Below are 13,453 nucleotides of genomic sequence, written 5' to 3' on the forward strand. Positions count from 1 at the left end.
AGGAGGTTCCATGATCGACCGCTACTGTGTCTTCGGCCACCCCGTGGGCCATTCGAAGTCCCCGACCATCCACGCCGCCTTCGCCGAGCAGACCGGCGAGGCCATCGACTACGCCGCCATCGAGGCGCCGCTGGACGACTTCGCCGGCGCCTGGCGGCGCTTCGTGGCGGAGGGCGGACGCGGCGCCAACGTCACCGTGCCCTTCAAGGAGGAGGCGTTCCGGCTCTGCGATACCCTGAGCGAGCGCGCCCGGCGCGCCGGGGCGGTGAATACCCTGATCCTGGGCGGCAACGGCGCCAGCATTGATCGCAAGGTCTATGGCGACACCACCGACGGCATCGGCCTGGTGCGCGATCTCCGGCGGCATGGCGTTACCCTCGCGGGGGCGCGGATCCTGGTGCTGGGCGCCGGCGGCGCGGTGCGCGGCGTGCTCGAGCCGCTGCTGGCCGAGCGGCCGGCGAGCCTGTTCGTGGCCAATCGCACCGCGGCCAAGGCCTGCGCCCTGGCCGCGGACTTTCGCGACCTGGGGGCGATCGCCGGCGGCGGCTTCGACGCCGTGGCCGGCCCCTTCGACCTGGTGATCAATGGCACCAGCGCGAGCCTGGCCGGGGACCTGCCGCCGCTGCCCGACGACCTCTTCGCCGCGGCCGCCAGCGCCTACGACATGATGTACGGTGCCCAGCCCACGGTCTTCCTGCGTTGGGCCGCCGAACGCGGTGCGCGTGGCGTCGACGGCCTGGGCATGCTGGTGGAGCAGGCCGCCGAGTCCTTCTTCCAGTGGCGCGGCAAGCACCCCGACACCGCCCCGGTGCTCGAGGCGCTCAGGCGGGCGCTGTAGGCGTAACTGGCGGGTAGGACTTCATGCGGCTAATTACCACGCGGTATGTGGTTGATCTCCAGCGCCGGCGGGCCATGCCGCCGCCTGCGACAAAAAGGCGTCATCGTCGAGAAAGGTGAGGCATTACCGCCGTTTCGTGTAGAGTCCCACCATGCACATCCCCAGCCCGATCACCGACAGCAGCATGCCGCCGTTGACCCGCCAGGGGTAGCGTTCGAGCCAGGAGACGAAGGGCTGGGGCGTGTCGCGGCACACCCCCTCCAGGTAGTCCCAGTGGCCGCCGCCGAGGGTGCACTCGCGCACCGCCGACAGCTCCCAGAGGTAGCCTCCCATCAGCAGCAGCATGGGGGCGATCAACAGCAGCAGTCCCACTCTCAACATGCGTCTTCCTGGCGGTTAGTAAGGTCGTTAAAGGATTAGTCGGCACGGGGCTGACCCAGCGACAAGTCTTCGGGGAGGCGCTGTGAACCCCTCCCTGGGCGCTACCGATTCCCTGCTTCGCTCTCGCATCCTGCTCCGCTTGCAGGGCCGGTGCTGGCCATCCATGGCCAGCCCGTTCGGAGCAGTGCTCCTCACCCCTGGAATAGGACCTCCCCTACGACTTGTCCCCGGCGCCCCTCACCAACTCCCCTTGCGGCGGTTGCCTGGGTGTCAGGGCCTCGGGCAGTTGGGCGTCCGGCCGGCCTGACGGGCCTGCTCGTAGCGGCCCAGGGCGTCGTCCATGCGGGCCTGCAGGCCCTGCACGCGCTGGCCGTGGCTGGGGTGGCTGGACATCCAGGCCGGCGGCCGGGCGCCGCCCTGGGCGCTCATGTTCTCCCACAGCGCGAGGCTGGCGCGGGGATCGAAGCCGGCGTCGGCCATCAGCCGCAGGCCCAGCTCGTCGGCCTCGCTCTCATGGCGCCGCGAGAAGGGCATCAGGATGCCGTACTGGGCCCCCAGGCCCAGGGCCCCCATCAATTGCTGGCCGCCCTGGCCCTCCAGGCCGGCGGCCGAGGAGAGCACCGACAGGCCGAGCTGGGTGGCGGTCTGGGTGGAGACCCGCTCGTTGGCGTGGCGGGCCAGCACGTGGGTGATCTCGTGGCCGATCACCGCGGCCAGCTGGTCCTGGTTCTCGGCGATCTCCAGCAGGCCGGTGTTGACGCCCATGTAGCCGCCGGGCAGGGCGAAGGCGTTGGCATCCTCCGACTCGAAGACGCGGATCTGCCAGTCCTGGGACTGGCGCTGTTCGGCGGGCAGGGCCTGCACCAGGGCGTTGGCCACGCACTGCACGTAGCGTTGCGGGGCACCGCCCACGGTGGGCAGTTCCTGCTGGTACTGCTGGTAGGCCTGGGCGCCCATCTGGTCGAGCTGGGCGTCGGACGCCAGGGTCAATTGCTGGCGGCCGGTGGGCGAGGTGGTGCAGGCGGCCAGGGCAAGGCTCAGGGCACCGATGGCGAGACAATGGATCCAGCGCATGGAAGGGTTCCTCCTTGTGGTCCGGCTCCTGTGACCCTGGACGGGGCCGCGCGGTTCGCCACAAGATACCCGGAATGCCCGCCGGGTCAACCGTATCGCAGAGGAGACAAGGAAACATGGATGCCGAACTCGTCCGCCGCCTCACCCAATTGCTGGAGCGTGCGGAGCACTGGCTGCCTCCGGCGCCCCAGCCGGTGGACTGGTACCGGGATATCGCCGCCCTGTGGCAGCGCCACAGCCTGGGCGGCCACCTGGTGCCGGTCCCGTCCCGGGACGCCCTGGGCCTCGACGACCTGCTGGGCATCGAGCGCCAGAAGCTGGCGCTGGTGGACAACACCCGCGCCTTCCTCCAGGGCCTGCCGGCCAACCACGCCCTGCTGTGGGGCTCGCGGGGCAGCGGCAAGTCGTCGCTGATCCGTGCCCTGCTCAATGCCCTGGCCCCCGAGGGGCTGCGCCTGGTGCAGGTGGACCGCCACGACCTCTCCGGCCTGCCGACCCTGGTGGAGCAGCTGCGTCGCACGCCGCACCGCTTCGTGGTCTATTGCGACGACCTCTCCTTCGAGGGCCATGACGATGCCTACAAGGCGCTGAAGAGCGTGCTCGACGGCGCCCTGACCGGGCCGCCAGAGAACGTGCTGCTCTACGCCACCTCCAATCGTCGCCACCTGCTGCCGGAGGCGATGAGCGACAACGACGCCTCGCGCCTGGTGGGCGATGAGCTGCACCACGGCGACGCCGTGGAGGAGAAGATCTCGCTCTCCGATCGCTTCGGGCTGTGGCTGGGCTTCCACCCCTTCAACCAGGATGTCTACCTGGAGGCGTGCTGCCACTGGGTGACCCAGTTGGGTGGCCGCGAGGACTGGAACGCCGAGGCCCGTGCCGAGGCGATCCGCTTCGCCACCCTGCGCGGCGGGCGCAGCGGTCGCGGCGCCTGGCAGTTCGCCAGCCAGTGGGTGGGCAGGCGCCGCCTGCACGGGGAGTAGCGACAAGGACCGAGGCTGCGCCTTTGGGGCAGCCCCCACCACGACTTCCGTGACGTAAGCGGCATGTTCGGTGCAGATCCTCGGCGGCCAGCTCCCTTGCCGCTCCCTTGGGCTCAGCCCTGGGGGATCAGGGTGCCGTCCTCGCCCACGCCCAGGCGGAGGGTGGGCGTGAGCAGGCCGGCGGGCAGGGTCATGCCCAGGCCGCGCAGGTCGCCGGGGGTGATGGCCAGCTCGCTGCCGGGCGGCAGCTCCCCGCGGTTGGCCAACTGGGTGGCCAGCTCCACCATGGGCGCCAGCCGCTCGCGGTCGCCGCCCAGCAGGTCGAAGGCCACCGGTAGGCGCAGGTTGGCGTCGTCGCCGGAGGTCAGGGTGACGTCCTCGTCGTAGTCGCCGCTGACCGGGTCGACGCCGGGCATGTCCAGGGTCCAGCGGAAGCCGGCCATCTCCACCGCGGGCATGCCGGTGGGCAGCCCCAGGCCCATGGCCAGGGTCGCCTGCACCGGCAGGCTGCCGGCGCCCAGGCTCGACAGCGCCAGCGACATGACATCGCTGGTGTCGAGGCCGGCCTGGAGGGTATAAGGGCCGATGCGCACCTCCTCCACCCCCAAGGAGGTGACCGCCAGGCGGAAGGCGAACAGGCCGGTCGAGGGCAGCGCCAGGCAGCCGGCGAGCAGGGCGGAGAGACAGAGGGGAGCGAGCAGGCGCCAGCGCCGGGCGCGAAGGGTTCGGGAGAGCGGCATGGAGGGGCTCCGGTGGTGGGGGCGACGGTCCTGTGCGCCGTTGCTGCAGCGCAAGGCAGCGTATTTGAGGCCGCCGGGCCCCGGCTGTCAATGGCCACCCCGCCCCGGGTGCACACCCTCGAATCCTCCCTGTCGCAGGCCGCCGACGTCCAGGCCGGCCCACGACGAGGGCCGGGCATCCGACTCCCGTCTGGCGCGGGTCAGCGGCGGCGACCGCCGCGCGCCTCCCGGGTGCGGCCGAGCTCGCGCTGCTTGGCCTTCTCCCGGTCGCTGGCGCCGGCCAGCTTGTCGTAGGGGTTCTTGCCGGAGCGGAACTCGAAGCGCATCGGCGTGCCGCGCACCTTGAGCACCTTGCGGAAGGTGTTGATGAGGTAGCGGCGGTAGGCCTCGGGCAGGGCCTCGGTCTGGTTGCCGTGGACCACGATGATCGGCGGGTTGCTGCCGCCCTGGTGAGCCATGCGCAGCTTGATGCGCCGCCCGCGCACCATGGGCGGCTGGTGGGCCTCCACGGCGTCCTGGAGGAGGGTGGTCAGGCGGTTGGTGGACCAGTGGGCGTTGGCCGAGGCGAAGGCGCGCTCGAGGGAGGGGTAGAGGTCGCCCACCCCGGTGCCGTGCAGCGCCGAGATGAAGTGCAGGTCGGCGTAGTCGGTGAAGCCCAGGCGGCGCTTGATCTCGGCGCGCATCCTGTCCTTCGCCTCGTGCTCCAGGCCGTCCCACTTGTTGACCGCCAGCACCAGGGCGCGGCCGCTGGTCAGCACATAGTCGAGCAGGTGCAGGTCCTGCTCGACGAGGCCGGAGCGGGCGTCGAGCACCATGATGGCGACATGGCACTCCTTGATCGCTTCCAGGGTCTTGATGATCGAGAACTTCTCGGCGATCTCACGGACGTTCTTGCGTCGTCGGACGCCGGCGGTGTCCACCAGCACATAGGGCTTGCCGCGCCGCTCGAAGGGAATCTCGATGGCGTCACGGGTGGTGCCGGCCTCGTCGAACACCACCACCCGCTCCTCGCCGAGCAGGCGGTTGACCAGGGTCGACTTGCCCACGTTGGGGCGGCCGATCACGCCGATGCGGATGCCCTTGGTGCCGGTGTCGGCGGGGATGCTCTCGTCGCGCTCGGGGAAGGGCGCGAGCACCTCCTCGATCAGGGTGGTGACGTTGCGGCCGTGGGCGGCGGCGATGGGGTGCGGGTCGCCGAGCCCCAGCTGCCAGAAGTCGGCCATGGCGGCATGCTCTTCCAGGCCGTCGGTCTTGTTGACCACCAGCCAGGTCTTCTTCTGGTTGACCCGCAGGTGGTTGGCGATGGCCTCGTCGGCGACGTTGAGCCCGGCGCGGGCGTCGACCATGAACAGCACGATGTCGGCCTCGTCGATGGCCTGCAGCGACTGTTCGGCCATGACCGCATTGATGCCCGCCTCGTCGCCGCTGATGCCGCCGGTGTCGATCACCGTGTAGGCCTTGCCGCCGAGCACGCCGTTGCCGTACTTGCGGTCGCGGGTCAGCCCCGGGAAGTCGGCCACCAGGGCGTCGCGGGAGCGGGTCAGGCGGTTGAACAGGGTCGACTTGCCCACGTTGGGGCGGCCGACCAGGGCGATCACTGGGGTCATCGGAGGTCCAGGGTCTCGAGGCTGCCGTCGTTGGCCAGCACGTGGATGCGGTTGCCATCGGTGACCGGGCGTACGCTGATGCCGGAGCCGTCGATGCGCTCGCGGCCCACCAGCTCGCCGCTGCGGGCGTCGATCAGGTGCAGGTAGCCCTCGAAGTCGCCGAACACCAGGTGGCCGTCGGCGAAGGCGGGCGAGGTGGGCTGGCGACCCTCCAGGGCCGCGTTGCGCCAGACTTCGTCGCCGCTGTCGACGTCCAGGGCCAGGATGCGGCCCGATTCCTCGACCACGAACAGCAGGTCGCCCACCACGATGGGGGTGTGGAAGCTGGAGAGTTCCCGGGCCCACAGGGGTTCGCCGCGGGTCGCCTCCAGCGCCACCAGGCGACCGTTGTAGCTGGTCACGAAGAGGCGGCCGTCGGGGGTCAGCACCGGCTGGCCGGCCAGGTCCACCAGGCGTTCGATGTCGCTGCGGCCCTGGGCCACGGCGATGCGCTGCTCCCACAGTGGCTGGCCGCTGCGGTTGTCGAGGGTCACCAGGCGGCCGTTGGCGAAGCCGGCGAAGGTGACCGGATCGATCACCGTGGGCGTGCCGGTGCCGCGCAGGGTCAGTGAGGGCAGGTTGGCGCTGTAGCTCCAGCGCTGGTCGCCGCTGGTGCGATCCAGGGCGGTGACGCTGCCGTCGACGCCCTGCACCACCAGCAACTGCTGGTTGGGCTGAGGGGCGGCCAATACCTCGCTGGGCACCCGGGCGCGCCAGCGCACGCTGCCGTCGTCCTGGTCGATGGCCAGCACCTCGCCGTTGCGGGTGCCCAGGTAGACCTCGCCGGCCACGGCGGTCAGGGCGCTGGAGACCGGCACCTCGAGCTCCACCTCCCAGCGGGTCTCGCCGTCGTCGGCATCGAAGGCGAACAGCTCGCCGTTCACGTCGGCGGCGAAGACGGCGTCGCCGTCGCGGGCGGGGGCGATGGGGTAGCCGGCGCGGCCGAGGCCGTCACCGGCGCCTTCGCGCCAGGCGCGCTCCAGGCTGACGCGCGCGTCGAAGTCGCCGAGCTCCTTGGGCGGATACTGCGGTTCCACGTCGTTGCCGGCACAGCCGGCCAGCAGGGTCAGGCCCGCCAGGGCGGCGATCAGGAGGGTCGGTTTCATGAGTCGAGTCCCTGGTTGTCAAGACCTAAGTTGTCGAGCTTGAGCTGGACGCCGTAGAGCGGCTGGTCGTCGGCCTCGGCGAGCTCCAGGGCCTCGCGCCAGGCCTCGCCGGCCTTGTCGTCGCGGCCCAGGGCATGGTGGGCGTCGCCGCGCACCTCGGCGCGCTGGGCGGCCAGGGCCTCGGGTACCCCCGCCTCGAGGGTGGCCAGGGCCGCCTCGGCGTCGCCGTCGGCGAGTTGCAGGCGGGCCAGGCGCAGCCGCGCCAGGCCGGTCACGTAGTCGCGACGCCCGGCGTCGATCACCGCCTCCAGGCTGGCCCGGGCGGTGGCGTTGTCGCCCTGGGTCACGGCCAGCCGGGCGTCGATCAGCCGGGCCAGGTCGGCGTAGAGGGTCGTGCCGTGCTCGTCGACGATCTCGGTCACCAGGGCGCGGGCCTCGGGCAGGCGCTCCTCGTCGAGGGTCTCGCCGCCGGTCAGGTTGATCAGCTGTTGATAGCGCATGGAGGCGGCGGTGGCCTGGTTCTCCTGATAGCCCTGCCAGGCATTCCAGCCGATCACGCCGGCGGCGGCGATGGCCACCCCGGCCACCAGCGCCAGCCCGTTCTCCTTCCACCAGCGCTTCAGCGCCTCGACCTGTTCTTCTTCGGTTCTCAGCTCCGCCACGGGCGGTCTCCTCTGTGTCGGTTCGCCGTCAGGCGATGGGCAGCAGGTCGCGCAGGGTGGCGGCGAGCGCGTCCTGGGACAGGCTCAGTTGCTCGCGCTCCTCGCGCAGGAACTTCAGCGTGGCCGTGCCCCGGGCCAGCTCGTCCTCGCCCAGCAGCAGGGCCAGGTGGGCGCCGCTGCGGTCGGCCTTCTTGATGCGGCTCTTGAAGCTGCCGCCGCCGCAGTGCAGCTGGGCGCGCAGCCCGGGCAGCTCGCCGCGCAGGCGCTCGCCGAGCTGCAGGGCCGCGCCGATGGCGGCGTCCTCCATGGGCAGCAGGTAGAGGTCGAGTTCGCCGCGGGCCGCGTCGGGCACCAGCTCCAGGGTCTCGAGCAGCAGGATCAGCCGCTCGATGCCCATGGCGAAGCCCACCGCCGGGGTCGGCTTGCCGCCCAGCTGTTCCACCAGGCCGTCGTAGCGGCCGCCGGCGCACACCGTGCCCTGGCTGCCCAGCGCCGCGGTGGTCCATTCGAAGACGGTGCGCGAGTAGTAGTCGAGGCCGCGCACCAGCCGTGGATTGATCACGTAGTCGATGCCGGCGGCGTCGAGCATGGCGGTGAGCGCTTCGAAGTGCTCGCGGGATTCGGCGTCGAGGTGGTCGATCAGTCGAGGGGCCCCGGCCAGCATCTCGGCCATCGCCGGGTTCTTGGAGTCGAGGATGCGCAGCGGGTTACTGGACAGGCGCCGGCGGGAGTCCTCGTCGAGCAGCTCGTGATGTTCCTCGAAGTAGGCCACCAGTCGGTCGCGATAGGCGGCGCGGGCATCAGAGGAGCCCAGGGAGTTGAGCTCCAGGGTGACGTGCTCCATCAGGCCCAGCTCGCGCCACAGCCGCGCCGAGAGCAGGATCAGCTCGGCGTCGATGTCGGGGCCGTCGAGGCCGAAGGTCTCCACGCCGACCTGGTGGAACTGGCGGTAGCGGCCCTTCTGGGGACGCTCGTGGCGGAACATCGGGCCCTGGTACCAGAGGCGCTGGGTCTGGTTGTGCAGCAGGCCGTGCTCCATGGCGGCGCGCACGCAGCTGGCCGTGCCCTCGGGACGCAGGGTCAGGCTGTCACCGTTGCGGTCGTCGAAGGTGTACATCTCCTTCTCGACGATGTCGGTGACCTCGCCGATGGAGCGGGCGAACAGGGCGGTCTGCTCGACGATGGGGGTGCGGATCTCGGCGTAGCCGTAGCGCTGCATCAGCGCCTGGACCGTGCCCTCGAAGTACTGCCACAGGGCCGACTGGTCGGGCAGCAGGTCGTTCATGCCACGGATGGCCTGGATTCGTTTCTGGCTTGCTTCGGGCTTGCTCAACGGTTGCTCCTTGATGGGTCGCCGGCGGCTCAGGCGTCGCGGGCGATCACGTCCTTCTCGGCCTGCTCCTTCTCGCGCACCTTGTCGCGGATCAGCCGCTCCAGGTCGTCGACCAGGTGGTCGTTGCGCAGCTTGCTGGCCGGCTTGCCGTCGATGTAGACGAGGTTGGCCGGCGAGCCGCCGGTCAGGCCGATGTCGCTCTCCTTGGCCTCGCCGGGGCCGTTGACCACGCAGCCGATCACCGAGACGTCGAGCGGGGTCATGACGTCCTCGAGGCGCTCCTCCAGGGCGTTCATGGTGCCGATGACGTCGAAGTTCTGGCGCGAGCAGCTGGGACAGGCGACGAAGTTGATGCCCTTGCTGCGCAGGCGCAGGCTCTTGAGCATGTCGAAGCCGACCTTGATCTCCTCGACCGGGTCGGCGGCCAGCGATACCCGGATGGTGTCGCCGATGCCGTCCATCAGCAGCATGCCCAGCCCGATGGAGGACTTGACGGTGCCCGAGCGCAGCCCGCCCGCCTCGGTGATGCCGAGGTGCAGCGGCTGCTCGATGCGGCCGGCCAGCTCGCGGTAGGCGGCCACTGCCATGAAGACGTCGGAGGCCTTGACGCTGACCTTGAAGTCGGGGAAGTCGAGGCGCTCCAGGTGGTCGATGTGGCGCATCGCCGACTCGACCAGCGCCGCCGGGGTGGGCTCGCCGTACTTCTTCTGCAGGTCCTTCTCCAGCGAGCCGGCGTTGACGCCGATGCGGATCGGGATGCCGTTGTCGCGGGCGGCGCCGACCACCGCCCGGACACGATCCTCCCGGCCGATATTGCCGGGGTTGATGCGCAGGCAGTCGACGCCGAGCTCGGCGACGCGCAGGGCGATCCGGTAGTCGAAGTGGATGTCGGCCACCAGGGGGATGGCCACGTGCTGCTTGATCCGGCCGAAGGCCTCGGCGGCGTCCATGCTGGGCACCGAGACGCGCACGATATCGGCCCCGGCGGCTTCCAGCTGGCGGATCTGCGCCACGGTGGCGGCCACGTCCAGGGTGTCGGTGTTGGTCATGCTCTGCACGGAGATGGGGGCGTCGCCCCCGACCGGCACCCGGCCGACGTGGATCTGGCGTGACTTGCGACGAACGATGGGGGATGCTGCGTGCATGGCGACGGTATCACTCTCCCAGGGTGAAGCGGGCGACGTTGTTGGCCCCGGCGCGCGCGCCGAGATCGACACTCTCGCCCTGCCAGACCAGTTCGACGCCGGTGGCGTTGCCCACGGTCAGGCGGAAGGGCGGTTCGCCTTCGACGCTCGCCGTGGTGCCGGGTTCCTGCAGGCCGACGAAGATGCGCTGGTTGTCGGCGTCGAAGATCTCGGTCCAGGACTGCTCGTTGAAGGTCAGCTCCAGCTGGCGCGGGTCGACGGCCGGGGCCTCGGACTCGTCCTCGGCGCTCTCGCTGGCCTCTTCGGCCTCGTCCGGGGCGGCGGCGGCCTCCGCGTCCGGCAGCTCGCTGCCCTCCGCGGGGGGCGCGTCGACCGTCGCCGTGTCCCCCGCCGGGGCGTCGGCCGCATTCGCCGGGCCGTCGGCCGCGGCGAGGTCTGCGCTGGGCGCGGCGTCGACCGTCTCCTCGGGCAGTGGCGGCAGGCTCTCGGGCTCGGCGGGGGCCGCGGCGTTGGATTCGGTGACTGTGGTGGAGCCGTCGAGGCTGTCCACCGACACCGGGTCGCTATTGCCGATGCGGGGCGGCTCGTTGCCACCGCGGCTCTGCCACCACAGCAGCGTCAGGCCGACCAGGCCGGCGATCACCAGCAGGGTGACCAGGCGGAACAGCCAGGCGCCGAGGCGCGACGGCGGCTTGGTGACGTGCACCGGGGTGACCTTGCGCTGGGCGGCGTCCTCGTGGCCGAAGCGGGTGCGGTAGGCGTCCAGCACGGGGCGGTCGTCGATGCCCAGCAGGTGGGCATAGGCACGCAGGTAGCCGCGCCGGTAGGTGGCGATCGGCACCTCGTCGTAGCTGTCCTCCTCCAGGCCACGAATCACCGCTGGCCGGAGGTTGAGCGCGCCGGCCACCTCGGAGACGGAGAGGCCCTGGGACTCGCGCTCGCGCCTCAGCTGCTCGCCCGGCGAGGCCGAGACGTCAGCATCGGTCAGATCCGGTTCGTGGGTGTCGCTCATGGCGGAGCATTCCTTCGTCAGTGGTCGTGGGTCAGGGCGCCGAGGGGCTCCCCTCCAGCTGTTCGGCATAGACGGCGGCGGTCTCGCCGTCGCCCTGGGCGCGGGCGATCTCCTCGGCCAGCCGCAGGGCCTCTGGGCGCGGGCCGGCCAGGCGCATGAAGGCCTCGATCTGCTGCCGCGCCCGGGCCAGGTTGTTCTCGGCGTACTCCAGCTCGGCCAGGGTGTAGTAGCTGCGCGCCGCCCGCGGGTCGATATCCTGGGCGCGCTGCAGGCTCTGCCGGGCCGCCTTCGTCTCGCCGAGTTCGAGCCGGCACTGGCCGAGGTTGGCGAACAGCTGGGCGCGGTTGGGGTACTGGGCATCGCCGGAGGCCCGGTCCAGCTGCTCGCAGGCCTCGCGGACCCGCCCCTGGCCATACAGGAAGGCCGCGTAGTTGTTGCGCGCCCGGGTGAAGTCGGCGTCGGCGGACAGGGCGCGACGGAAGGTCTCGTCGGCCAGGTCGCGCTCCCCCTGGCGCTGGTAGACCATGGCCATGGCCTGCAGGGCCTCGGCGTCGTCGGGGTCGATCTCCAGGGCGCGGTCCAGGGCTCCCATGGCGCGCCTCAGGTTGTCGCGTTCCAGATAGGCGACGCCCAACTGGGTGTAGGCGGCGGCGGGATCCTCGTCGCGCTCGCCACCGGCCACGCCTTGGGGCTGGGTGGCGCAGCCGGCGAGCCACAGGGCCCCCAGCAGGACGGCGGCGGGCAGGCGATAACGGCGCGTCATGGTTTCCTCCGGACGATCGACAGCCTCCCTCCGGCGGCGTGCCGCGCGCGGACGAGTGCCGGGGGGAAACAGGGCCTGACCATCAAAGCGTTGTGCCCGGTCGAAGTCAAGGTGGCCCCCGCTCAGTCGGCGTCGATCTGGATGGACTGGATGTAGCGCTCGTGACGGCGGGTGCGATCCTTCACCCGACCCACCAGCTGGCCGCAGGCGGCGTCGATGTCGTCGCCGCGGGTGGTGCGGATCGGCGCCGTGTAGCCCAGTTCAAAGAGCCACTGCTGGAAGCGTCGCACCTGGTTGCGCGACGGCTGCTCGTAGCCCGAGTGGGGGAAGGGGTTGAAGGGGATCAGGTTGATCTTGCACGGCAGCTCGCGCAGCAGCTCGGCGAGCTGGCGGGCGTGCTCCTGCTGGTCGTTGACGTCCTTGATCACCGTGTACTCGATGGTGACCATGCGGGTGTCGTCGCACTTGGCCAGGTAGCGGTGGCAGGCGTCCAGCAGGGTGCGGATGTTGTACTTGCGGTTGAGCGGCACCAGCTCGTTGCGCAGCTCGTCGTTGGCGGCATGCAGCGAGATGGCCAGGCTCACGTCGAGTTCGTCGCCGAGGCGGTCGAGCATCGGTACCACCCCGGAGGTGGAGAGGGTGACGCGGCGCTTGGAGAGCCCGTAGCCGTCGTCGTCGAGCATCAGCTTCATGGCCGGCACGACGTTGTCGTAATTCAAGAGCGGCTCGCCCATGCCCATCATCACCACATTGGTGACCGGGCGATTGGCGGTATCGCGGCGCGGGCCCACGCTGCGCTGGGCGACCCACACCTGGCCGATGATCTCGGCGGCGGTGAGGTTGCGCTGGAAGCCCTGCTTGCCGGTGGAGCAGAAGCTGCAGTCCAGCGAGCAGCCCACCTGGGAGGAGACGCACAGGGTGCGGCGCTTGCCGTTGTCGGCAGGGATCAGCACCGTCTCGACATAGCTGCCGTCCTCCACCTCCAGCACCCATTTGCGGGTGCCGTCGCTGGAGCTGCCCTCGTAGACCACGCCGGGGCCGCGGATCTCGGCCACCTCGGCGAGCCTGGCGCGCAGCGCCTTGGAGAGGTTGGTCATGGCCGCGAAGTCGTCACAGCCCTCGTGGTGGATCCACTTCATCACCTGGGCGGCACGGAACTTCTTCTCGCCGATGGAGAGGAAGAAGGCTTCCATCTCCTCGCGCGTCATGCCGAGCAGGTTGGTGCGTTGGGGTGCGGTATCAGCGGTCATGGCGGTCAGCGGGTCGTGGGGCAGTGGAGGGCGGCGGCCGGAGGGCGGGGGAGACTCCCCGCCCCTGGGCCGATCAGCGCGGGCAGATCTCGTCGGCACCAAAGAAGTAGGCCACTTCGCGCTCGGCGGACTCGGGGGAGTCGGAGCCGTGCACGGCGTTGGCGTCGATGGTCTCGGCGAAGTCCGCGCGGATGGTGCCCGGCGCGGCTTCTTGGGGGTTGGTGGCGCCCATCAGGTCGCGGTTCCTGGCGATGGCGTCCTCGCCTTCCAGCACCTGCACCACCACCGGGCCGGAGGTCATGAAGCCCACCAAGTCCTTGAAGAAGGGGCGCTCCTTGTGCTCGGCGTAGAAGCCCTCGGCCTGCTCCTGGGAGAGGCGCTGCATCTTGGCGGCGACGACCTGGAGGCCGGCCCTCTCGAAGCGGGCGATGATCTCGCCGATGGCGTTCTTGGCGACGGCGTCGGGCTTGATGATGGACAGGGTGCGCTGGTTGGCCATTGGGGTCTCCAGTGGAAGCGT

The 13,453-nt window shown here is 70.7% G+C and carries 14 protein-coding genes; 2 read left to right on the forward strand and 12 right to left on the reverse strand.

Features of this window, described 5'->3' with window-relative positions; translation table 11 throughout:
- The first annotated feature begins 10 nt into the window (after positions 1-10).
- Positions 11-838, forward strand: coding sequence for a shikimate dehydrogenase (aroE, locus tag QWY80_RS06680; protein ID WP_290229960.1), 828 nt, complete (start codon positions 11-13; stop codon positions 836-838).
- A 123-nt stretch (positions 839-961) separates the two neighbouring features.
- Here the strand turns inward: aroE and QWY80_RS06685 are convergent, their stop codons facing one another.
- Both QWY80_RS06685 and QWY80_RS06690 read right to left on the reverse strand, forming a co-directional pair.
- Positions 962-1,219: a hypothetical protein gene (locus QWY80_RS06685; RefSeq protein ID WP_290229961.1), complete on the reverse strand. Its 258-nt coding sequence runs from the start codon at positions 1,217-1,219 to the stop codon at positions 962-964.
- Positions 1,220-1,489: 270 nt separating this feature from the next.
- Positions 1,490-2,293 (reverse strand): M48 family metallopeptidase, encoded by an 804-nt coding sequence (locus tag QWY80_RS06690; protein WP_290229962.1) that lies wholly within the window; start codon positions 2,291-2,293, stop codon positions 1,490-1,492.
- Between the two features lie 116 nt (positions 2,294-2,409).
- On the opposite strand from QWY80_RS06690, the gene QWY80_RS06695 reads away from it, so the two are divergent.
- Entirely contained in the window at positions 2,410-3,276 is an 867-nt protein-coding gene (locus QWY80_RS06695) for an ATP-binding protein (RefSeq protein ID WP_290229963.1), read from the forward strand.
- 113 nt (positions 3,277-3,389) lie between these two features.
- Here QWY80_RS06695 and QWY80_RS06700 read toward each other — a convergent pair whose 3' ends face one another.
- The 10 genes from QWY80_RS06700 to ndk form a co-directional block, all read right to left on the reverse strand.
- On the reverse strand, positions 3,390-4,016 hold the full coding sequence (locus QWY80_RS06700) for a hypothetical protein (protein WP_290229965.1): 627 nt from the start codon (positions 4,014-4,016) through the stop codon (positions 3,390-3,392).
- Positions 4,017-4,216: 200 nt separating this feature from the next.
- A complete protein-coding gene (gene der / locus QWY80_RS06705) occupies positions 4,217-5,623 on the reverse strand; it encodes a ribosome biogenesis GTPase Der (protein WP_290229967.1) in 1,407 nt (468 codons plus the stop codon).
- A complete protein-coding gene (gene bamB / locus QWY80_RS06710) occupies positions 5,620-6,768 on the reverse strand; it encodes an outer membrane protein assembly factor BamB (RefSeq protein ID WP_290229968.1) in 1,149 nt (382 codons plus the stop codon). Before bamB ends, der begins: the two co-directional genes overlap by 4 nt.
- Complete coding sequence (locus QWY80_RS06715) at positions 6,765-7,430, reverse strand: YfgM family protein (RefSeq protein WP_290229969.1); 666 nt, start codon at positions 7,428-7,430, stop codon at positions 6,765-6,767. The genes bamB and QWY80_RS06715 overlap by 4 nt, the downstream gene beginning before the upstream one ends.
- A 28-nt stretch (positions 7,431-7,458) precedes the next feature.
- The gene (hisS, locus tag QWY80_RS06720; RefSeq protein ID WP_290229970.1) at positions 7,459-8,763 is read right to left on the reverse strand and encodes a histidine--tRNA ligase; all 1,305 of its coding nucleotides are present in this window, start codon (positions 8,761-8,763) and stop codon (positions 7,459-7,461) included.
- Between the two features lie 29 nt (positions 8,764-8,792).
- A complete protein-coding gene (gene ispG, locus QWY80_RS06725) occupies positions 8,793-9,908 on the reverse strand; it encodes a flavodoxin-dependent (E)-4-hydroxy-3-methylbut-2-enyl-diphosphate synthase (protein WP_290229971.1) in 1,116 nt (371 codons plus the stop codon).
- A 10-nt stretch (positions 9,909-9,918) separates the two neighbouring features.
- The gene (locus QWY80_RS06730; RefSeq protein WP_290229972.1) at positions 9,919-10,920 is read right to left on the reverse strand and encodes a RodZ domain-containing protein; all 1,002 of its coding nucleotides are present in this window, start codon (positions 10,918-10,920) and stop codon (positions 9,919-9,921) included.
- Positions 10,921-10,951: 31 nt separating this feature from the next.
- Positions 10,952-11,683, reverse strand: a complete 732-nt coding sequence (gene pilW / locus QWY80_RS06735; RefSeq protein ID WP_290229973.1) for a type IV pilus biogenesis/stability protein PilW — start codon at positions 11,681-11,683, stop codon at positions 10,952-10,954.
- Between the two features lie 122 nt (positions 11,684-11,805).
- Positions 11,806-12,933, reverse strand: a complete 1,128-nt coding sequence (gene rlmN, locus QWY80_RS06740; RefSeq protein ID WP_290229975.1) for a dual-specificity RNA methyltransferase RlmN — start codon at positions 12,931-12,933, stop codon at positions 11,806-11,808.
- 73 nt (positions 12,934-13,006) lie between these two features.
- Positions 13,007-13,432, reverse strand: a complete 426-nt coding sequence (ndk, locus tag QWY80_RS06745) for a nucleoside-diphosphate kinase (protein WP_290229976.1) — start codon at positions 13,430-13,432, stop codon at positions 13,007-13,009.
- Positions 13,433-13,453: the final 21 nt, after the last annotated feature.

The organism is Halomonas ramblicola, from assembly GCF_030409215.1.
Classification (GTDB): domain Bacteria; phylum Pseudomonadota; class Gammaproteobacteria; order Pseudomonadales; family Halomonadaceae; genus Halomonas; species Halomonas ramblicola.